The sequence below is a fragment of the Sphingomonas sp. IBVSS2 genome, assembly GCF_002127225.1.
In the GTDB taxonomy this organism is placed as follows: domain Bacteria; phylum Pseudomonadota; class Alphaproteobacteria; order Sphingomonadales; family Sphingomonadaceae; genus Sphingomonas.
Genome location: NZ_NFUR01000002.1, coordinates 745,742 through 763,979 on the forward strand (window position 1 = coordinate 745,742; position 18,238 = coordinate 763,979).

The following is an 18,238-nucleotide window of genomic DNA, read 5'->3' on the forward strand; positions in this document are numbered from 1 at the left end:
TTATGTCGCTCGGACCCTTCGATCTCACCGGCGGGCCGTTTCTCATCCTCTATGGCGGGCTGCTGATCCTCACCATCATCGCCGGCTTCACCATTCCGCGCTGGCTCAGGCCCGAAGGCCGCACGCCGCGCCGCATCGATACCGAAGATCTCGCCTGGCTGGCCGGCGGCGGCACCCGCCTTGCCGAAACCGTCGCCGCCCGCCTGCTCTCCACCCGCCAGCTGGCGATGGCGGGCAAGAACAAGTTCACGCCCAGCCAGATCGGCGGGGGCACCCCGGTCGAGCGCAGCGTGCTCGCGCTGCCCGACGAGGCGAGCTGGGACCGGGTTGCCGGCGCAGTGGGCAAGCATGGCGAACGCATCCGCGAACGGCTGATCGACGCCGGGCTGCTGATGGATGGGTGGAACGCGCTGCAGATGCGCGTCTTCCAGACGCTGCCCTATTTCCTGCTGCTCGGCTTCGGCTACACCAAGCTGCTGATCGGCGAGGCGCGGGAGAAGCCGGTCGGCTATCTCACCGCGCTGCTGGTGGTCACCGCGATCCTCGCGCTGATCCGCTTCGCCGCGCTCGACCGGCGGACCCGCGCGGGACAGGAGGCGCTCGCCGAGGCGCGCGTGCGGAGCGAGAGGCTTCGTCGGGCTCCTGCCGGCGGCGAGACCGATCTCGCGGTGGCCCTGTTCGGCACCGTGGTGCTGGTCGGCTCGGACTGGGGCGGCTTCCACCAGATGCGCGCCGCAAGCTCGAGCAGCGATGGCGGGAGCGGCGGCAGCGGTTGCGGCAGCGGCGGAGGGGGCTGTGGCGGCGGTGGCTGCGGCGGTTGCGGGAGCTGACGGCCGCTCCTTCGCTGGCGCGTCGGGGGGGGGGCTCTCCTTGACGCGCAGATGGCGCGTATATACATCTCGTATATACAGGAGGCGGTGATGGGCGAGGAATATCGCGCCAAGGTGTTCAAGTCGGGCAATTCGCTGGCGCTGCGCCTCCCCAAGGCGCTGGGCCTGAAGGAGGGCGCCGAAATGCGCGTCCGGGAAGAGAGCGGCAAGTTCGTGCTGGAGCCTGCGGAGGCCCTTCCGCGCAAGATCGACATCAGCAAATTCTGGGGCAAGGCCCCCTGGCTCAGGCCGCTGACTCGCGAGGAGCGGGAGTTCGAGGATTCGCCGCGGGTCTGGGACGATCCCGATTGGCCCGGATGGCAGAAGGGCGATACGTGAAATATCTGCTCGACGCCAACATCTGCATCCTCATGCTGGCGGGCGGCTCCGAAATCCTTGCCAGGCGAATCGCCGATTGCGATGCCGGCGACCTCGGCGTTTCGGTCGTGGTATTCGCGGAGCTGGCATTGGGGTCCAATCGAGGCCGGCCGCCGCCGCCCGAGGCCCTTGATGGGCTGATCGAGCAGGTGGAACTGCTGCCCTTCGATGAAGCCGCCGCCCGCGCCTATGCAACCTTGCCGTTCCGGCGCGGCAGCTTCGATCGGCTCATTGCCGCGCATGCACTGGCACTGGACTTGACGCTCGTGACCAACAATGAACGCGATTTCTCCGACATTCCCGAATTGAAGATCGAGAACTGGACCCTGTGACCTTCGCCGCCACCATCCTCACGCTCTACCCGGAGATGTTTCCCGGTCCGCTCGGCATCTCGCTCGCGGGCAGGGGGTTGCGCGAGGGGCTGTGGAGCATGGAGGCCGTCCAGATCCGCGACTTCGCGACAGACAGGCATCGCTCGGTCGACGACACGCCGGCCGGCGGCGGGGCGGGGATGGTGATGCGCGCCGACGTGATCGCCGCCGCGCTCGACAGCGTGGCGCCCGGCCGCCCGATCCTGGCGATGACGCCCCGCGGCAAGCCGCTGGCGCAGGATCGGGTCCGTGCGCTGGCCGACGGTCCCGGCGCGGTGATCCTGTGCGGCCGGTTCGAGGGGATCGACGAGCGACTGTTCGAGGCGCGGGCGATCGAACAGGTCTCGATCGGCGACTATATCCTCTCGGGCGGCGAGATGGCGGCGCTGACGCTTCTCGACGCTTGCATTCGCCTCATTCCCGGAGTAATGGGCGCGCCTTCCAGCGGCATGGACGAGAGCTTCGAAACGGGGCTGCTCGAATATCCGCAATATACCCGACCTGTCGAATGGGAAGGGCGCACGATCCCCGAAGTGCTGCGATCGGGGGATCATGCGAAGATCGAGGCCTGGCGACGCGCCCGTGCCGAGAGCGATACACGGCTACGGAGGCCGGACCTTTGGGAGCGCCACGAGGGCGCTCGGGTCCAACCTCCCTCTGGCGCGCGGCGACGTAAACAGGACGATGTGAAATGAACCTGATCCAGACGCTCGAAGCCGAGCAGATCGCCAAGTTCAACGCGGCGAAGAAGATTCCGGAGTTCCGCCCGGGCGACACCCTCAAGGTCGGCGTGAAGGTCGTCGAAGGCGAGCGCACCCGCGTCCAGAACTATGAGGGCGTGTGCATCGCCCGCTCGAACAAGGGCATGGGTTCCTCGTTCACCGTCCGCAAGATTTCCTTCGGCGAGGGCGTCGAGCGCGTCTTCCCGCTCTATTCGCCGAACATCGACAGCATCGAAGTGGTGCGCCGCGGTGTCGTGCGTCGCGCGAAGCTCTATTATCTGCGTGGCCGCACCGGCAAGTCGGCGCGTATCGCCGAGCGTCGCGACGTCCGCACCGAGGCGGTTGCCGCCGAATAAGCTCCGGCTTTGCGGTTTTGAAAAGGGCGCGGTGGCGATGGCTACCGCGCCCTTTTTCCTGTCTCCCTCCCGCCCGGGAGAGGGGGAGGGCGGCGCACCGCGCGCCGCCTTCGGCATGCCGGCGAACGGCGCCTTCCCTGATATTCAGGCGTAGCTGACGATCTCGAACTCGGTGCCGTCATGGTCGAGAAAGTAGAAGCGCCGGCCGGGATCGTAATCCGCATGATTGAACGGGACCAGCCCGGCCGCGACGACGCGGCGCTCGATCTCGTCGAGATCGTCGACCAGGATGCCGACATGGTTGAGCGGACGGCCCTTCTCGAAGGTCGCCTGATCGGGCGTCTCGGGCGGGGTGTAGACCGCGAGATAGGTGCGATCGTCGCCGACATGGATGGTGCGGCCGCCGTCGCGCGCCGGGCCTTCCCAGCGGACGTGCCAGTCGAACAGGTCGCCGAGCAGCTTCGCCGCGCGCTCGGGGCTGCGCACGGTCACGTTCACATGCTCGATATAGGGTTGGGACATGGATTTCCTTTCCGGTTGGATGCCATGTCGCGAGCAGCTACAACCTCAACCTAAGTTGAGGTCAAGCAGGAAATCGCGGTGCGCGGGAACGAGCTTCTGACGATCGGAGAACTGGCGGCGCGTACGGGCATCGCCGTCTCGGCCGTGCGCTTCTACGAAGGGAAGGGGATCGTGCATCCGATCCGCACGCGCGGCAATCAGCGCAGGTTCCTGCGTTCGGACATCCGGCGCATCTCCTTCGCGCTGATCGCGCAGCAGCTGGGCCTCACCTTGCCGCAGATCGCGGAGGAGTTGCGCAAGCTGCCCGAGGGGCGCACGCCCACAAGCGAGGATTGGGCGCGGATCAGCAGCGCCATCCGCCTGCGGATCGAGGTGCAGATGGCGCAGCTCCAGCGCACGCTCGACGATCTCGACGGCTGTATCGGCTGCGGTTGCCTGAGCCTCAGGAAGTGCGCGCTCTACAATCCGGACGACCGCGCCGCGCTGAACGGCGCCGGTCCGCGCTTCATCCTCGTCTCGCGCAAGGTGGCGCTGGGGCTCGACTAGGGCGCGGCATCCGCATCCGCATCGGCTCGTCGCACGCTGCGCTCGCACCACCCGCTCGGCCGGAGGCTCCTCCACGCCTGTTCATCTGCCGGACAGCTTTGCCGGAACACGCAAGGCGCGCCGGTGGGGGGCAATTTGAAGGAGGTTGCTCAATGCGTGTCATTTCCAAAAAGCAGGGGGTTCGCTTCCTGGCTGCCATGCTGGCCGTATCTGCGTCGAGCGGCGCATATGCGCAGCAGCAGAGCGCGCCCGATCCCAATATCGTCGTGAACGGTCCCGCCCCGTCCGCGATGACCGAAGGGCCCGAAATCAAGGGCGTCATCACCGCGCGCACCGGCGACCGGATGAAGGTCACGACCGCCGATGGCGCAAGCACGATCATCGCCATCACCGACATGACGCGGGTCAAGGCGGGAGGCGGCCTGTTCGGCGGCAGCAAGCTGGCCCCGAACGCGCTGCTCAACGGACTGCCGGTCACCGTCAAGACGATGCAGGCGGACGGTGTGCTGGTGGCAAGCCAGATCAGCCTTAGGAAGAACGATCTCAGGACCGCGACGATGATCCAGAGCGGAACGTCGCAGCGCTTCGAGGAGCAGGCCGCGGCGACCGAGGCACTGCGCGGCCGCATGGCCGATATCGACAAGTACAACGTCAAGAGCACGACGAACGTGCACTTCGACGTCGGCAAGACGGATATCTCCCCGCAGGACAAGGCCGAGCTCTGTACCGCCGCGAATTCGGCCGGACAGACGGAGAATGCCCTGTTGCTGGTGGTCGGCTATACGGATTCGACCGGAAGCGACGACTTCAACCAGGAGCTCAGCGAGAAGCGTGCCGGCCGCGTCATCAACTATCTGCAGCAGGTCTGCGGATGGAAGCCGTACCGCATGCTGACGCCGACCGGCATGGCCAAGGCTGATCCGGCGGCGAGCAACGACACGCCCGAAGGCAAGGCGCAGAACCGCCGCGTTGCGGTGAACGTCCTGGTCAGCAAGAGCGTCGACGGCCTGTAAGCTGCTGGAGCCGGGAGCGGCATGCCGCTCCCGGCTCCATGCGTGCGTTCGCAGGCGGCGACGGATCCTAGCGCTGCTGGATGCGTGAAAGCGCTTCCTTCAGGACCAGGTCCTCCGCGGCGCCGATCGGCGGCCGTGGGATCACGATGTCCGGCGTTACGCCCGAGACATCGTCCTTGCCATTCGGCCGGACGAAATGGCTCTTGGGATAGGTCACCACGATCTGCGTTCCCGGCAGGGTGAAGGATTGCACGGACGCGAAGTTGGAGGCCACGTCGGCGGTTTCCTCTCCGATGACCTTCCCGAAACCATAGTCCTGAATGAGCGCGGCGACAGAGGTTGCGTTCGAATAGCTGTGCCGGTTGACCAGCGCCCACACCCGCCCGTGGAAGCGAGGTTCGCCACGTGGCTGGACGAGGGGAAGATCATATTTGTATCGCGTGCCGTTCGGCGCCCGCGCCTCGGCATCCATCTGGCTGGCGAAGGACGGATCGATCGGCGTCCCGGCGGCGCGCTGGCGGGCATAGTCCGCCTTGGTGGCCGCGCTGGCCTTCAAGGTGAAGGAGGAAGTGAACCGGAACGGCCGGGTAGCGAACCAGGCGACCATGGGATCGCTGAAGCTGTTGTCCCCGCCGGGGTTGTTCCGCAGATCTAGGATCAGGTCCGTGGCCCCGCTGGCCAGGATCTTCCGGAAGCTGTCGTCGACAAAGGCCAGGAACGACGCCGCCTGGTAGGAGGGGGCGGAGCCGGCCGCCGGCTGCTCGATGTTGAAGAACGGGCCTGGCCGGAGATAGGCGATCCCGTTGCCGAGCGGCTTGTATTCCCGGGTCGAGAATTCGGTGGCGAAGCTCCCGGTGGGATATTTTGCGTTGAGGGCGCGGCGCTGGGCCAGCGTCAGTGCGGGAACCGAGATCGTCTGGGGCCGCCCGGCAACGATCGCCGTCACTTCGATCGACGCGACCTGTCCCCGGTCGAGCCACAGCAGCACGGGAAAGCTCTCCTCCATCTGCGCATGGGCCATGTATGGCCGCTCCGCGGAGACGTAGCCGCCCAGGTGCGCGATGACGTCGTGGACCGGCTTGCCGCCGATCGCGATGATTTCGGTGCCGGCGCGCAGCTTGCCGCCATCATCCGCCGGCTCCGTCAGCAGGACCCGGTTTCCATCGACGCGAATGAACAGCGGCAGCAGCGTTCCGCCGCCCTGGAGGTAGGTCACGAACGCGACCACCGGCGCTTCGATGCGCGCATGGCCGATCTTCCCATAGGCGACGAACTTCTGGAACATCGTCGCGACTGCAACCGAGGTCATCGGCCCGCGGATGGAGTCGCTGAGCGTCCGGTAGAGTGCGTCATATTCGGCCTTGGAGCGATGGGCATAGAGATCGAAATGCGCCTCCTGCAGCGTTTCGTAGAGAAGCTTGAGGTCCGATCGGGCAACCTCCGGTGCGACGGTCGACGGCGAGCCGGATTCCGCAGGCGCCGGCGGAGCGGCATTGGCGGCCATCGAGTTCGTGGCCGCGAAGGTCGCGAGCAGGGCGAGAGCCAGTCTGATCTGCATTTCGGCATCGTAATCAATGTCCGTTGCCCGGATCAACCGGGCGTTCCGGGGTCGGCACGTCATGCGAATGAAATGGAAACAGTACCGCGTGTTTTTATTGCCCGAGCGCGCAAGATTCGTGAAGTGCGCCTCGCCCGCGGGGGCTTTACCGCCTCGCGTTCCCCCGCAATAACGCTGCCCCAAGGAGAATGGGGTTTATGCGGAAATGGCTGGTCGGGCTTGCGATGCTGGGAGCGCCGCTGATGGCGAATAACGCCTTGGCGCAGACGAAGGGGCTCACGCTGGAGCGGGTTTTCGCCAGCCCCGATCTGAACGGACCGCAGCCCCGCGCCGCCAAGCTTTCGCCCGACGGCAAGTTCCTGACGCTCCTGCGCAACCGCGCCGACGAGAAGGAGCGGTTCGACCTGTGGGCGATGGACACGCGCACCGGCGAGTGGCGGATGCTCGTCGATTCCAAGAAGGTCGGCACCGGCGCCGCGCTTTCGGAGGCCGAGAAGATGCAGCGCGAGCGCGCGCGCATCGGCGGCAGCAAGGGCATCGTCGCCTATGACTGGGCGCCCGATGGCAAGTCGGTGCTCGTGCCGCTGGAAGGCGAGCTCTATCGCGCGGGGCTCGACGGCAACATCGTCAGGCTGCCCGCCAGGCCCGGCCCCAAGCTCAATGCCGAGATCAGCCCGGCCGGCGGCTATGTTTCCTGGGTGCAGGACCAGAACCTGGTCGTGATGGGCGTGGCCGGCGGCGAGCCGCGTCCGATCACCGACGATGGCCAGGGCACCGTCCATTGGGGCGAGGCCGAATTCGTTGCGCAGGAGGAAATGGCGCGGTTCAACGGCTATTGGTGGTCGCCGGACGACAAATATGTCGCGGTCGAACGCTTCGACGAGGCGCCGGTGGGCATCGTCACCCGCGCCGCGATCGGTGCCGAAGGCACGCAGCTCTTCCAGCAACGCTATCCCAAGGCCGGCACGCCCAATGCGAAGGTCGCGCTCTACGTGATGGACCCGAGCGGCGGCCACAAGGTGAGCGTGGATCTCGGCGCCGATGCGGATATCTATCTCGCCCGGGTCGACTGGTCGCAGGACGGCAGGACGCTCTACGTCCAGCGCCAGAATCGCGAGCAGACCGTGCTCGACCTGCTCCAGGTCGATCCGGCCACCGGCAAGTCGACCCTGCTGTTCAGCGAGAAGGCGCGGGCCAGGAGCTGGGTGAACCTCTCCAAGGCGCTCACGCCGCTTGCCGACGGCAGCCTGCTCTGGTGGTCGGAGCGCGACGGCCATGGCCATCTCTATCGCTTCGCCAAGGGCAAGTTCGCCCAGCTGACCAAGGGCGACTGGGAAGTGACGCCCGACATCGTCGGCGTGGACGAGGCCAAGGGACGCGTCTTCTTCCTCGGCAACAAGGACGGCGTGCTCGAGCGGCACCTCTATTCGGTCGACTATCGAAAGGGTGGCGCGGTGACCCGCCTCACCGAGGCCGGCTGGTGGAACGAGGCGACGATGGACCTGTCGGGCACCCATGCGATTATCAAGCGCTCGAACCCGAACCAGCCCGCCCAGACCTATCTGGCCGATGCGTCGGGCAAGCGCATCGCCTGGGTGAACGAGAATGCGGTCACTGCCGCGGATCATCCCTACAACGCCTATCTCGCGGCGCATCGCGAGCGCAGCTTCGGCACGATCAAGGCGGCCGACGGCTCGGTGCTGCACTGGGAGATGATCACGCCGAAGCTGGAGCCGGGGAAGAAATACCCGGTGTTCTTCCAGCACTATGGCGGCCCGCATGCGCAGCAGGTGAGCAAGGCCTGGGGCGGCGCGCTCCCGCAATATCTGGTCTCGCGCGGCTATATCTGGTTCCAGCTCGACAATCGCGGCTCGGCCAATCGCGGCGTCGATTTCGAGAGCCAGATCTGGCACGCCATGGGCTCGGTCGAGGTCGAGGACCAGGTGGCCGGCGCCAACTATCTGAAGACGCTTCCCTATGTGGATGCGAACAAGGTCGTCACCTATGGCTGGTCCTATGGCGGCTACATGACACTGAAGCTGCTGGAAAAGGCGCCGGGCGTGTTCGCCGCGGGCGTGGCCGGGGCGCCGGTGACCAAGTGGGAATTGTACGACACCCATTATACCGAGCGCTACATGGGCGATCCCAACAAGGTGCCGGAAGCCTATAAGGCGTCGGACAATATCGGCGAGGCTGCGAAGATCGCCGATCCGATGCTGCTGATCCACGGCATGGCGGACGACAATGTGGTGTTCGAGAACAGCACCGCGCTGGCGGCGACGCTGCAACGCGCCGAGGTGCCGTTCGAGATGATGTTCTACCCCGGCCACACCCACAAGGTCGGCGGCCCGGGCATCAGCGTGCACCTGTGGAACACCATCCTCGACTTCCTGGATCGGAAGACCGGGGCGAAGAACTAGGGCGTCCGATCGGCGGCGGCCGGGCGACATCGTCGCCGGCCGCCGTTCCGCGTCATCTGCCGATGCTGACGATGACGAAATCGCCGAGAGCGGTGCGCTTGAACATCATTTCCAGCTCATCCTCATCGGCCCCGACGAGATGGGGCTCCTGGCTGCGCACGAACTGGGCGGTATCCTCCAGCAACTGCACCGCTTCGTTGATCTTCACGCCCTGAATCCGCACGCGGATCGCGCCCCGGCCCGAAACCATCTCCAGCCGGCCTTCGCTTTCTTCGGTCATGCTCGTTTCCTCCTCCTCGAATGTTCCGCGCATGGCCCCTGGACCGAAGGGACAGGCTGGCGCCGGCCCATCGCGGCCACCTACCTGCTCCTGAGAGTTGCGCTGACGATGACGAAATCGCCGAGATCGGGGCGCTTGAAAGACATCTCCAGATCTTCAGCATCATGAGGCCCTTTAAGGGGTTCGTGGCTGCGCAGGAACCGAGTGGTATCCTCCATCAGCCTCACTATTTGGTCGCCGCTCGCGCCGTGGATCCGCACGCGGAGTGCGGTCCGGCCCGAAACCATCGCCGGCTGGTCTTCGCTTTCGTCGGTCATGGTCGTTTCCTTCTCCTCGAATGCCCCTGGACGGAAAGGACAGGCTGGCGCCGCCCCATGGCGGCCGGGCGAGTTCGCCGCCGGCCGCCGTTTCTCGTCACCTACCTGCTCCTGAGAGTTGCGCTGACGATGACGAAATCGTCGAGATCGGGGCGCTTGAACATTATCTCCAGATTTTCAGCATCATCAGGCCCTTGAAAGGGTTCGTGGCTGCGCAGGAATCGAGTGGTATCCTCCATCAGCTTCACTATTTCGTCACCGGTTGCGCCATGGATCCGCACGCGCATCGTGCCCCAGCCCGAAGTCGTCTGCAGCTGGTCTTCGTTTTCTTCGGTCATGCCCATCTCCTCCTCTTGCGAATATTCCGCGCATATTCCTCAGGTGGAAATGCCGGGTTAGCGCCGTCCCACGGCACCCGGCATCGTCCCGTCGGGCCGTCCGCATACCGCGCGCGTCTCGGTGCCGTCGTAATGGCACAGGTCCACCCAGGGCTCGCCGCCGGTGGCGCGGTTGCGGCCATAGTCCATCATGCAGCGCATGAAGGCGGGGACGAACATCGCCCCGCGCGCCGCTTCCTTGAGCGGCCCGCACCGGGTGCCGGCGTCATAGGTCGGCGTGTAGTTGCGATAACCGTCCGCGCTGACGAACCAGATCGCGCCGCCCGGGCGGCTGAGCCGCAGCGCCGCGATCGCGCCGATCTCCAGCTGGTTGACCATGATCGCCTCGCTTCGCTGGGCGGCGCGCAGGGCATCGGCATGGGTGTCGATATCGGCGGGATAGCCCGGCATCACCGGCTGGTCGGGCGGCAGCCAGGTGGGGCCGTTGCGGATGACGTAGATCTCGCCCGGCACGGGTGCCGCGCCTTCGGGCTGGCGGCCCAGCAGCCGGGCGCGCTCCTTGCGCACCAGCGCACCCGCCAGCCGCTGGGCGTCCGCCACCGAAGCAAGGAACACCGACTGGCGCACCCCGCCGTCATAATAGGTTTTCCCGTCCACTCGCACCTGCTGGTAGAAGACCGGCACCGCGGCCGAGGCGAGTGCCGCGCCCGCCAGGCATTGCGTGGCCCGCGCGAGGTCCGCCGCGCCGTCGCCATAGGGCGCGAGCAGCTCCTGCACGTCGATATAGCCGAACTCGCCCGAATTGGCCTCGATCAGCCCGAGCAGGACCTTGCGGCCCTTCGCATCGCGGAGCGTCCTGACGATGCAGGTGCCTGCCCGGCCCGCGGGCGATTTCGGGTCGTAGATCGCCGGGCAGATGTGCTGCTCGAAGCGGCGCCTGAGCGGCTTCAGATTGGCCAGCGCGCCGTTGATCGCCGCCATCGCCTGCAGCCCCTCGCGATCGACGATGTCGCTTTCCCTGGCCGGCGAATAAGCTGCGGCCAGCGCCTGGCGGATCGCCGCGCCTTCGCCGTCCTGCCGGTCGAGCCCCGCGCCGACGAACAGCGACTGGAGCGCGCCCGTGCTCACGCCGGTCACCACGGCGAAATCGGGGAATTGCCGGTTCTCGACCAGCTGGTTCATCAGCCCGACGCCGAACGCACCCCATTGGCCGCCGCCGGAGAGCAGCAGCACGGGCCGCTCCGGCGCGGGGCGCGCGGCCAGGAAGACGGGATCGTCGCGCAGGCGCGCGATCTCCGCGGCGGCGAGCCGGTTGGCGAGCTCGCGCTGGGCGGGGGGCAGCGTCTCCAGGTCGAGCGCGCGGATCTGGCGCTCCAGCGGCGCCAGCTCGATCGGATGGATGAACGTGGCGAAATTGGCGCAATCGAGCTTGAGCGCCCCCTTCATCGCGCAGCTGCCCAGGCTCAGCCCCATCAGCAGGATCGTCAGAATGCGCCGCATCGTCCCCCTTCCGCTCTTTCGTCGATGCGTAACAAAATTGCGTGAAACTTGTCTCCCGCGAAATCGCCCAAAGCGGAGCCATGCCGTGAAACAAGCAGCCCTTGCTTGCGCACCTGCACCGATAGGCGTAGCGCGGCCCCAGTTTCCACCCTGGAGTATGTGATGGGCTACCGTGTCGTCGTCGCAGGCGCCACCGGCAATGTCGGGCGCGAAATGTTGAACATCCTGGCCGAGCGGGAATTCCCGATCGACGATCTGGCCGTGCTGGCCTCGTCGCGCTCGACCGGCGATATTATCGACTTCGGCGAGACCGGCAAAACCTACAAAGTCCAGAACATCGAGCATTTCGACCCGGCGGGCTGGGACATCGCGCTGTTCGCGATCGGCTCGGAAGGCTCGAAGCTCTACGCGCCGAAGTTCGCCGCCGCCGGCTGCACGGTGATCGACAATGCGTCGCTCTATCGCATGGATCCGGACGTGCCGCTGATCGTGCCCGAAGTGAACCCGGAGGCGATCGACGGCTACAAGGCGCGCAACATCATCGCCAATCCGAACTGCTCGACCGCGCAGATGGTGGTGGCGCTCAAGCCGCTGCACGATGCCGCGAAGATCAAGCGCGTGGTCGTCGCCACCTATCAGTCGGTCTCCGGCGCGGGCAAAGCGGGCATGGACGAGCTGTTCGAGCAGAGCCGCAACATCTTCGTCGGCGACCAGGCCGAGCCGAAGAAGTTCACCAAGCAGATCGCCTTCAACGTGATCCCGCACATCGACAGCTTCCTCGACGACGGCTCGACCAAGGAAGAGTGGAAGATGGTGGTCGAGACCAAGAAGATCCTCGATCCGAAGATCAAGGTCACCGCCACTTGCGTGCGCGTGCCGGTGTTCGTCGGCCATTCGGAAGCGATCAACATCGAGTTCGAGGACGAGATCTCGGCCCAGCAGGCGAAGAACATCCTGCGCGAGGCGCCGGGGGTGATGCTCGTCGACAAGCATGAGGACGGCGGGTACGTCACGCCGATCGAGTGCGTCGGCGAATATGCGACCTTCATCAGCCGCGTGCGCGAGGATTCGACGGTCGAGAACGGCCTGTCGCTCTGGTGCGTATCGGACAATCTCCGCAAGGGCGCGGCGCTGAACGCAGTGCAGATCGCCGAGCTGCTCGGCCGTCGCCACCTCAAAAAGGCGGCCTGACGTGATCGCGGGCGGCTGCCGTTGCGGCGCCGTCCGCTACACGCTGGCGATGGACGATCTGCCGGCCGTCTATTGCTGCCATTGCCTGAAATGCCAGAGCTGGGCGGGCAGCGCCTTTGCCCAGCAGGCGCCGGTGCGCGCGGAGGCGCTGGCGGCCGCGGGGCCGATGGTGGAGTACTGCTTCACCAACACCGGCGGATCGCTATCGCGCCAGTTCGTCTGCGGCACCTGCCATACGCGCATCTACAACCGCAACAGCGCCTGGCCGGACGTTGCGATACTCCGCGCTGGCACGCTCGATCGCAGCGACGGGCTCGTCCCGCGCGCGCATATCTGGGTCAAGCGCAAGCAGCCCTGGATCGTCATCGCCGACGACGTGCCGCAATGGCCCGAAAGCGCCCCGATGGCGGAATTCGTGGCGCTGCTGTTTCCGGGTTAGGCTGGGAACCGATATCCTCAACGGGTCGAGCCATGGCCCCGGGGGCGCTCCGCCCGGCCTCAGCCGTCGCAGCTATAGTCGGGCGGGTAGATCGAGCGGCCCAGGTCCTTGCGGATGCGGCGGGCCAGGCTGGCCGCCTCGCGGTTGCCCAGCTTTTCCGCATCGTCCAGCAGGTCGGCGAGCGGGCCCGAGCAGCCACCGGCCTGGTTCAGCATCGCCACCAGGCGCGAGGCGCGAATGGGGCCGTCGCCCGTCTCGGTGCGCGCCGGGGGGAACCAGCCGATGCCGCCGATCTTGCGCTGGCGATCTTCGCGGCTGTACGCCTTGTCGTCCATCGGATCGATCACCTGGGTGCCCAGCAGGATCATGCCCGCCGCGGCGGCCATGCTGCCGATCCGGGATGGCCCGTGCGAGACCCGGTCCGGATCGGGCATCGCATAATAGCTGAGCAGTAGCGCGGCGAGCGCCCGGGCGCTTTGCCGGTCCTCGACCAGCGTCAGCGCGTCCGGATCCACTTCGATCCGATCGGCCCGGGCGCGGGCGAAGACGCCGCGCTCCTCGGCCGGGATGGTGGCAACGGTGAACTGCGCGCCGCTGGGCGTGAGCTCGTGCAGCGCGACGTCGAGCTGCTCGATGGGGGCGGGGCGCGGCGGGGCGGCGGCGCCCAGCGCGAGCGCGGCGGAAACCATGGCGAGCATCTTGATCCGCATCTGCATTCCCCTCTTCCCGTTGCGCCGATCATAGCGGGGATCGGTGCCTTGGGCGAGACGTTGCGGCGAGGCGCAAACCGTAGGGCGAATGGCGTCTTTACCGGGAATTGACCGATCGGCGGTAGAAGAGGGGCTTCTTACGGGTGGGCCGCGTGGTGGTGGAAACGAGCAATGCCGGATTGGCGCCCGTGCGCGGCAAGGCCCGCATCGACGTGCTCGACATGCTGCGCGGGCTGGCGATCCTGGGCATCTTCTACATCAACGTGCCCTATATGGCGGCGAGCGTCTGGACCTTCTCGGCCGACGTCCGGCTGATCGGCTGGACGCCGGTGGACCGCGATGCCTGGGTGGCGGTGAACCTGTTCTTCGCGGGCACGCAACGCTGCATGCTCGAATTCCTGTTCGGCGCGGGCATGATGGTGCTGGCCCGCAAGGCGATGACGCCCGAGGGGCCGGTGGCGGTCGCCGATCTCTATTACCGGCGCAACCTGTGGCTGCTCGCCTTCGGCCTGTTCGACGTGTTCGTGCTGCTCTGGCCCGGCGACATCCTGCACATATACGCGCTCGCCGCGCTGTTCCTGTTCCCCTTCCGCACTTTGGGGCCGAAGACATTGGTCGCGCTGGGGCTGGGCTGGGCGGTGCTCACCGGGCTCGGCATCCCCGAATATGGCGCGCGCGAATATGTCGCGCGGACCGAGCTGTCCCAGCGGGTAGAGGCGGCCGAGGCGAGGGCGCGGGCAGGGGAGGCGCCGGCCCCCGCCGATGCTGCCGCGCGCGCCGAGTGGCGCCGGCTGGCCATGCACGCGCCCGATCCCGCCGCGGTCGCCCGCGAGCGCCAGGCGCATCAGGGCGGCTGGCTGCCCTATGCGAAGAATGCCTGGCATTATTGGAGCTATCTCGCAGACGAATGGCTGCTCTGGGACGTGTTCGAGGCGTTCTGCACGATGCTGATCGGCGTCGCGCTGTGGAAATGGGGCGTGATCCAGGGGCTGAGGAGCGCGCGCTTCTATCTGTGGCTGCTGGTCGCCGGCTATGGCTTCGGGCTTACCGCCCGCGCGATCGGGCTGGCGGAGACGCTCAGCTTCGCGCCGGGTCCGCGGAGCCTGTGGATCACCGGCGAGTTCGCGCGCATCGCGATCGGGCTCGGCCATCTCGCCCTGGTCAACCTGCTGGTGAAGAGCCGCGCGGGCGCCGCCGCGCTGGGCGTGTTCAAGGCGCCCGGCCGCATGGCCTTCTCGCTCTATTTCCTCCAGCAGATCGTGGGGATGTACATCCTGTTCGCGCCCTGGGGCTTCGACCTGTGGGGCAGGTTCGGCTGGGCGCAGATGGCGGCGATCTCGACGGTCGGGATCGTCCTGCTGGTCGCCTTCGCCAATCTGTGGATGCGCCACTTTGTCAGCGGCCCGCTCGAATGGGCGTGGCGCAGCCTGGCCTATGTGCAGTGGCAGCCGATGCTGCGGGCGGCGCCTAGTGTCCCGCCGCAGCCGGATCGTTCTCCACTTTCCCGCCCGGCTTCTGGAGCAGCACCACCAGCGGCACACTGACCGCGGTGACGATCGCCATCAGCCAGAAATCGTTGAGATAGGCGATCATCGCCGCCTGCCGGTTCACTTCGGCGTCGATCAGCCCGGTGACCATCGCGCCCTGCTGGCCCATGCCCTGCACCAGCGAGCCCAGGCCGTTCATCGTCGTCGCGGTGACGTGCTCGCCCAGATATTGGTGGCTGCGCTGGATGTTCTGCGCGAGGATCGCGCTCACCGCCGATATGCCCACCGACGCGCCGATGTTGCGGGTCAGGTTGAGCAGGCTCGAGCCCTCGGTGCGGAAATGCGGGGGCAGGCCGGCAAAGGCGAGGCCGTTCAGCGGCATGAACACGAGACCAAGGCCCAGGCCCTGGACGAAGCCCGAGACGATGAAGGGCGTGCTGCCCATCTCGAGCGTCCAGCCCGACATTTCCCATAGCGAAAGGGCGGCGATGGTGAGGCCGATCCCCACCGACCAGCGCGGATCGAGCCAGCCGCGCTGGATCAGCTGCGCGCCGACGAACATGGTGATCACCACGCCGAAGCCGCGCGGCATCAGCAGCATGCCGGTCTGGAACACCGAATAGCCGTAGAGATTCTGCAGCATCGGCGGCAGCAGCGCCATCGTCGCCATCATCACCAGGCCGATCACCAGCATGAAGAAGATGCCGGTCACCAGGTTGCGATGCTTCCACAGCTCGCGCTCGAACATCGGGTTCTTCGCGGTGAACAGGTGGACGGCGAACATCCACAGCGCGATCACGGCGACGAGCATCTCGATCCAGATCTCGGTCGAGGAGAACCAGTCCTGGTCCTGCCCGCGATCGAGCATCAGCTGGAGCGAGGCGATGCCCAGCGAGAGCAGGGTGAAACCGAAGATGTCGAACGAGCGCCTGCGGATCGGGCGCGAGGGCAGCAGCCACCACAGGATGGCGAAGCACACCACGCCGACGGGCAGGTTCACGTAGAACACCCAGCGCCAGTTGAAATTGTCGGTGAGATAGCCGCCGATCAGCGGGCCCATGATCGGGCCGACCATGATGCCCATGCCCCAGATCGACATCGCCTTGGGCTGGTCCTTGGGCGCGTTGATGTCGAGCATCACCGTCTGGCTCAGGGGGTTGAGGAACGCCGCCGTGATGCCCTGGAGGATACGGAAGGCAACCATCTCCTCCAGCGTCTGCGCCGCGCCGCACATGGCGGAGGCGATGACGAAGCCGACGGTGGCGATCAGGAACAGGTTGCGCGAGCCGATCCGGTCGGAGAGCCAGCCGGTGATCGGGATCGCGATGGCCGAGGCGACGATATAGCTCGTCAGCACCCAGTTGATCGTGTCGCGGGTGGCGCCGAGCGACGCCTGCATGTGCGGGATGGCGACGTTGGCGATCGTCGTGTCGAGGATCTGCATGATCGTCGCCATCATCACGCCGAGCGTGAGCAGGCCCTTGTACTTTACGGGGAGGGCGGCCCCGCCGCCGCCCGGAGGGGCGGCTTGCGGGCGGGGAGGCGTGGGGGGAGACGCCTCACCCGCCCTGGTGGCGCGGCCGGGGGCTGCCGTCGCCATTTCAGTTGCACGCGCCCTTGAACACCACCTTCACATCGGCGGAGAGGCCGGCGATCAGCGCGCGCGGGCTCTTGTCGTCGATCGCGATGCGCACCGGCACGCGCTGGGTGACCTTCACCCAGTTGCCATTGGCGTTCTGGGCGGGGAGTACCGAGAATTCCGAACCGGTGCCGGCGCCCAGCGATTCGACATGGCCCTTCAGCTTCAGGCCCGGATAGGCATCGAGGCTGACGACCGCGCACTGGCCGACCCGCATCTTGTTCAGGTCGGTCTCCTTGAAGTTCGCGGCGACCCAGGCCGGCCTGTCGGAGACGATCGTCACGGCGGCGAGGCCGGTGATCATCTGCTGGCCCACCTGCAGGCTCTGCGTCTGGCTGACGATGCCGCTCACCGGCGCGCGCACCTCGGTCCGCTGCAGGTCGAGCAGCGCCTTGGCGAGCTGGACGCGGGCGGCGGCGATCGCCGGGTTCTCGCCGGGCACCGCTGCGCCGGTGGCGATCTTGGCGCGCGCCTCGGCGGCGCTCGCCTGGGCGTTCTGGAGCTGGGCGCGGGCCTGTTCCAGCGCGTGCTGGGCGGACTGGAAGTTGGCGCGGGTGGTGAAGCCCTGCTTCATCAGCGCGTTCTGGCGGTCGTAATTCTCCTGGGCATTCTGGATCGCGTCGTGCGCGGCCTGGATGTCCGCGCCCTTGCCCTGGTAGCTCACCTCGTCGGTGTTGAGCTGCACCTGTGCCGCGGCGATCGCGGCCTGGGCCTGCGACACGGCGATCCGATAGGGCGCGGGATCGATACGGAAGAGCAGGTCACCGGCCTTGACCGCCTGGTTCTCCTTCACGCCCACCTCGACGATGCGGCCGCCGACATCGGTCGAGACCGAGCTCTTGTCCTGCTGGACATAGGCATTGTCGGTGGAGACGCTGTTGCCGCCGGTGAAATAGAAATAGCCCATGACCGCGAGCAGGATCGCCGGCACGCCGAACATCAGCAGCGGGCGCAGCAGGCTGCGCTTCGGCTTGGCCGCCGGCGCCTCGGGCACGGTCGTGCCTTCGGTCGGGATGGTGATCTTGGTCTCTTCGGACTTCTCGATCTTCGGATCTGCGTCAGCCATGTGCGGCCTCATTGCCCTCTTGAACGGTGGTAAGGTTCGCGCGGAGCCCCTCGAGCGCCGCGATCAGTTCCTCGCGCTGCCGGGTGCTGAACCCCTGAAGCGTCTCTTCGATCAGATCGGCCGCGAGCACATGGAGCTCGTCGAGCACCGGCGCGGCCTTGTCGGTCAGGTGGATGCGCCAGGCGCGGCGATCGGCGGGATCGCGGCGGCGCTCGACGAAGCCGGCTTCCTCCAGCCGGTCGATCATCCGGCATGCCGTGATCGGCTCCACTTCGAGCGCCTCGGCGAGCTGCCCCTGGTTGAGGCCGGGGCTGCGCGCCAGGATCTTGAGGACCCGCCACTGCGCCACGCTCGCGCCGCTGGTGCGCGCCCGCTCGTCGAAACGGCGGCGCAACAGGCGCGAGACATCGCTAAGAAGGAAGCCCAGACTCTCGGTCATACGCGGCACATAATAAGCATACTCATAGATTTCAATCGGCAACGTGATTGCATTGTGCGACGCATCAATTGCAATGC

At 66.7% G+C, this 18,238-nt stretch carries 21 protein-coding genes; 11 read left to right on the plus strand and 10 right to left on the minus strand.

Going from position 1 to position 18,238, the window contains the following annotated elements; translation table 11 throughout:
* Positions 1 to 2 precede the first annotated feature (2 nt).
* The 5 genes from CAP40_RS09595 (at position 3) to rplS (ending at position 2,696) form a co-directional block, all read left to right on the plus strand.
* Positions 3 to 830: a TIGR04222 domain-containing membrane protein gene (locus CAP40_RS09595; protein ID WP_086129116.1), complete on the plus strand. Its 828-nt coding sequence runs from the start codon at positions 3 to 5 to the stop codon at positions 828 to 830.
* Positions 831 to 920: 90 nt separating this feature from the next.
* Entirely contained in the window at positions 921 to 1,208 is a 288-nt protein-coding gene (locus CAP40_RS09600; protein ID WP_086129117.1) for an AbrB/MazE/SpoVT family DNA-binding domain-containing protein, read from the plus strand.
* Entirely contained in the window at positions 1,205 to 1,579 is a 375-nt protein-coding gene (locus CAP40_RS09605; protein ID WP_256924109.1) for a type II toxin-antitoxin system VapC family toxin, read from the plus strand. Before CAP40_RS09600 ends, CAP40_RS09605 begins: the two co-directional genes overlap by 4 nt.
* Positions 1,576 to 2,313 (plus strand): tRNA (guanosine(37)-N1)-methyltransferase TrmD, encoded by a 738-nt coding sequence (trmD, locus tag CAP40_RS09610; protein WP_086129119.1) that lies wholly within the window; start codon positions 1,576 to 1,578, stop codon positions 2,311 to 2,313. The genes CAP40_RS09605 and trmD overlap by 4 nt, the downstream gene beginning before the upstream one ends.
* On the plus strand, positions 2,310 to 2,696 hold the full coding sequence (gene rplS / locus CAP40_RS09615) for a 50S ribosomal protein L19 (protein WP_086129120.1): 387 nt from the start codon (positions 2,310 to 2,312) through the stop codon (positions 2,694 to 2,696). The genes trmD and rplS overlap by 4 nt, the downstream gene beginning before the upstream one ends.
* A gap of 144 nt (positions 2,697 to 2,840) precedes the next feature.
* Here the strand turns inward: rplS and CAP40_RS09620 are convergent, their stop codons facing one another.
* On the minus strand, positions 2,841 to 3,218 hold the full coding sequence (locus CAP40_RS09620) for a VOC family protein (protein ID WP_086129121.1): 378 nt from the start codon (positions 3,216 to 3,218) through the stop codon (positions 2,841 to 2,843).
* A 78-nt stretch (positions 3,219 to 3,296) separates the two neighbouring features.
* On the opposite strand from CAP40_RS09620, the gene soxR reads away from it, so the two are divergent.
* Together soxR and CAP40_RS09630 are read left to right on the plus strand one after the other, a co-directional pair.
* Complete coding sequence (gene soxR / locus CAP40_RS09625; protein WP_086129122.1) at positions 3,297 to 3,764, plus strand: redox-sensitive transcriptional activator SoxR; 468 nt, start codon at positions 3,297 to 3,299, stop codon at positions 3,762 to 3,764.
* Between the two features lie 152 nt (positions 3,765 to 3,916).
* Positions 3,917 to 4,777 (plus strand): OmpA family protein, encoded by an 861-nt coding sequence (locus CAP40_RS09630; RefSeq protein WP_086129123.1) that lies wholly within the window; start codon positions 3,917 to 3,919, stop codon positions 4,775 to 4,777.
* Positions 4,778 to 4,844: 67 nt separating this feature from the next.
* Here the strand turns inward: CAP40_RS09630 and CAP40_RS09635 are convergent, their stop codons facing one another.
* Positions 4,845 to 6,335, minus strand: coding sequence for a S41 family peptidase (locus CAP40_RS09635; protein WP_179188027.1), 1,491 nt, complete (start codon positions 6,333 to 6,335; stop codon positions 4,845 to 4,847).
* A 197-nt stretch (positions 6,336 to 6,532) separates the two neighbouring features.
* Between CAP40_RS09635 and CAP40_RS09640 the strand changes: the two genes are divergently transcribed.
* Entirely contained in the window at positions 6,533 to 8,755 is a 2,223-nt protein-coding gene (locus CAP40_RS09640; protein WP_086129125.1) for a S9 family peptidase, read from the plus strand.
* 52 nt (positions 8,756 to 8,807) lie between these two features.
* On the opposite strand, the gene CAP40_RS09645 is transcribed toward CAP40_RS09640, so the two are convergent.
* The 4 genes from CAP40_RS09645 to CAP40_RS09660 form a co-directional block, all read right to left on the minus strand.
* Positions 8,808 to 9,035, minus strand: coding sequence for a hypothetical protein (locus CAP40_RS09645; RefSeq protein ID WP_086129126.1), 228 nt, complete (start codon positions 9,033 to 9,035; stop codon positions 8,808 to 8,810).
* A gap of 80 nt (positions 9,036 to 9,115) precedes the next feature.
* On the minus strand, positions 9,116 to 9,352 hold the full coding sequence (locus CAP40_RS09650; protein WP_086129129.1) for a hypothetical protein: 237 nt from the start codon (positions 9,350 to 9,352) through the stop codon (positions 9,116 to 9,118).
* A 101-nt stretch (positions 9,353 to 9,453) separates the two neighbouring features.
* The gene (locus CAP40_RS09655) at positions 9,454 to 9,690 is read right to left on the minus strand and encodes a hypothetical protein (protein ID WP_144034299.1); all 237 of its coding nucleotides are present in this window, start codon (positions 9,688 to 9,690) and stop codon (positions 9,454 to 9,456) included.
* A gap of 57 nt (positions 9,691 to 9,747) precedes the next feature.
* The gene (locus CAP40_RS09660) at positions 9,748 to 11,190 is read right to left on the minus strand and encodes a patatin-like phospholipase family protein (RefSeq protein WP_086129135.1); all 1,443 of its coding nucleotides are present in this window, start codon (positions 11,188 to 11,190) and stop codon (positions 9,748 to 9,750) included.
* A gap of 162 nt (positions 11,191 to 11,352) precedes the next feature.
* On the opposite strand from CAP40_RS09660, the gene CAP40_RS09665 reads away from it, so the two are divergent.
* Positions 11,353 to 12,381 (plus strand): aspartate-semialdehyde dehydrogenase, encoded by a 1,029-nt coding sequence (locus CAP40_RS09665; RefSeq protein WP_086129137.1) that lies wholly within the window; start codon positions 11,353 to 11,355, stop codon positions 12,379 to 12,381.
* Between the two features lies 1 nt (position 12,382).
* Entirely contained in the window at positions 12,383 to 12,820 is a 438-nt protein-coding gene (locus CAP40_RS09670; RefSeq protein WP_256924110.1) for a GFA family protein, read from the plus strand.
* 59 nt (positions 12,821 to 12,879) lie between these two features.
* On the opposite strand, the gene CAP40_RS09675 is transcribed toward CAP40_RS09670, so the two are convergent.
* Complete coding sequence (locus CAP40_RS09675) at positions 12,880 to 13,536, minus strand: hypothetical protein (RefSeq protein ID WP_086129140.1); 657 nt, start codon at positions 13,534 to 13,536, stop codon at positions 12,880 to 12,882.
* Positions 13,537 to 13,673: 137 nt separating this feature from the next.
* Here CAP40_RS09675 and CAP40_RS09680 point away from each other — a divergent pair, with 137 nt between their 5' ends.
* On the plus strand, positions 13,674 to 15,074 hold the full coding sequence (locus CAP40_RS09680; protein ID WP_256924111.1) for a DUF418 domain-containing protein: 1,401 nt from the start codon (positions 13,674 to 13,676) through the stop codon (positions 15,072 to 15,074).
* Here the strand turns inward: CAP40_RS09680 and CAP40_RS09685 are convergent.
* Genes CAP40_RS09685 through CAP40_RS09695 form a run of 3 tightly spaced genes read right to left on the minus strand, consistent with a single transcriptional unit; the run spans position 14,998 to position 18,161 of the window.
* Positions 14,998 to 16,617: a DHA2 family efflux MFS transporter permease subunit gene (locus CAP40_RS09685; RefSeq protein WP_086129142.1), complete on the minus strand. Its 1,620-nt coding sequence runs from the start codon at positions 16,615 to 16,617 to the stop codon at positions 14,998 to 15,000. The two genes, CAP40_RS09680 and CAP40_RS09685, sit on opposite strands and share 77 nt — an antisense overlap.
* A 1-nt stretch (position 16,618) precedes the next feature.
* A complete protein-coding gene (locus tag CAP40_RS09690; RefSeq protein WP_086129145.1) occupies positions 16,619 to 17,722 on the minus strand; it encodes an HlyD family secretion protein in 1,104 nt (367 codons plus the stop codon).
* On the minus strand, positions 17,715 to 18,161 hold the full coding sequence (locus CAP40_RS09695) for a MarR family winged helix-turn-helix transcriptional regulator (protein ID WP_086129417.1): 447 nt from the start codon (positions 18,159 to 18,161) through the stop codon (positions 17,715 to 17,717). The genes CAP40_RS09690 and CAP40_RS09695 overlap by 8 nt, the downstream gene beginning before the upstream one ends.
* Between the last annotated feature and the right edge of the window lie 77 nt (positions 18,162 to 18,238).

Coding starts and splice junctions, on each gene's coding strand:
- CAP40_RS09665 (WP_086129137.1), top strand. CDS start 11,353: ATGGGCTACCGTGTCGTCGTCGCAGGCGCCACCGGCAATGTCGGGCGC.
- CAP40_RS09685 (WP_086129142.1), bottom strand. CDS start 16,617: ATGGCGACGGCAGCCCCCGGCCGCGCCACCAGGGCGGGTGAGGCGTCT.
- CAP40_RS09620 (WP_086129121.1), bottom strand. CDS start 3,218: ATGTCCCAACCCTATATCGAGCATGTGAACGTGACCGTGCGCAGCCCC.
- CAP40_RS09600 (WP_086129117.1), top strand. CDS start 921: ATGGGCGAGGAATATCGCGCCAAGGTGTTCAAGTCGGGCAATTCGCTG.
- CAP40_RS09655 (WP_144034299.1), bottom strand. CDS start 9,690: ATGACCGAAGAAAACGAAGACCAGCTGCAGACGACTTCGGGCTGGGGC.
- CAP40_RS09645 (WP_086129126.1), bottom strand. CDS start 9,035: ATGACCGAAGAAAGCGAAGGCCGGCTGGAGATGGTTTCGGGCCGGGGC.
- CAP40_RS09635 (WP_179188027.1), bottom strand. CDS start 6,335: ATGCAGATCAGACTGGCTCTCGCCCTGCTCGCGACCTTCGCGGCCACG.
- rplS (WP_086129120.1), top strand. CDS start 2,310: ATGAACCTGATCCAGACGCTCGAAGCCGAGCAGATCGCCAAGTTCAAC.
- CAP40_RS09660 (WP_086129135.1), bottom strand. CDS start 11,190: ATGCGGCGCATTCTGACGATCCTGCTGATGGGGCTGAGCCTGGGCAGC.
- CAP40_RS09675 (WP_086129140.1), bottom strand. CDS start 13,536: ATGCAGATGCGGATCAAGATGCTCGCCATGGTTTCCGCCGCGCTCGCG.
- CAP40_RS09630 (WP_086129123.1), top strand. CDS start 3,917: ATGCGTGTCATTTCCAAAAAGCAGGGGGTTCGCTTCCTGGCTGCCATG.
- CAP40_RS09690 (WP_086129145.1), bottom strand. CDS start 17,722: ATGGCTGACGCAGATCCGAAGATCGAGAAGTCCGAAGAGACCAAGATC.
- CAP40_RS09650 (WP_086129129.1), bottom strand. CDS start 9,352: ATGACCGACGAAAGCGAAGACCAGCCGGCGATGGTTTCGGGCCGGACC.
- CAP40_RS09640 (WP_086129125.1), top strand. CDS start 6,533: ATGCGGAAATGGCTGGTCGGGCTTGCGATGCTGGGAGCGCCGCTGATG.
- CAP40_RS09695 (WP_086129417.1), bottom strand. CDS start 18,161: ATGACCGAGAGTCTGGGCTTCCTTCTTAGCGATGTCTCGCGCCTGTTG.
- CAP40_RS09595 (WP_086129116.1), top strand. CDS start 3: ATGTCGCTCGGACCCTTCGATCTCACCGGCGGGCCGTTTCTCATCCTC.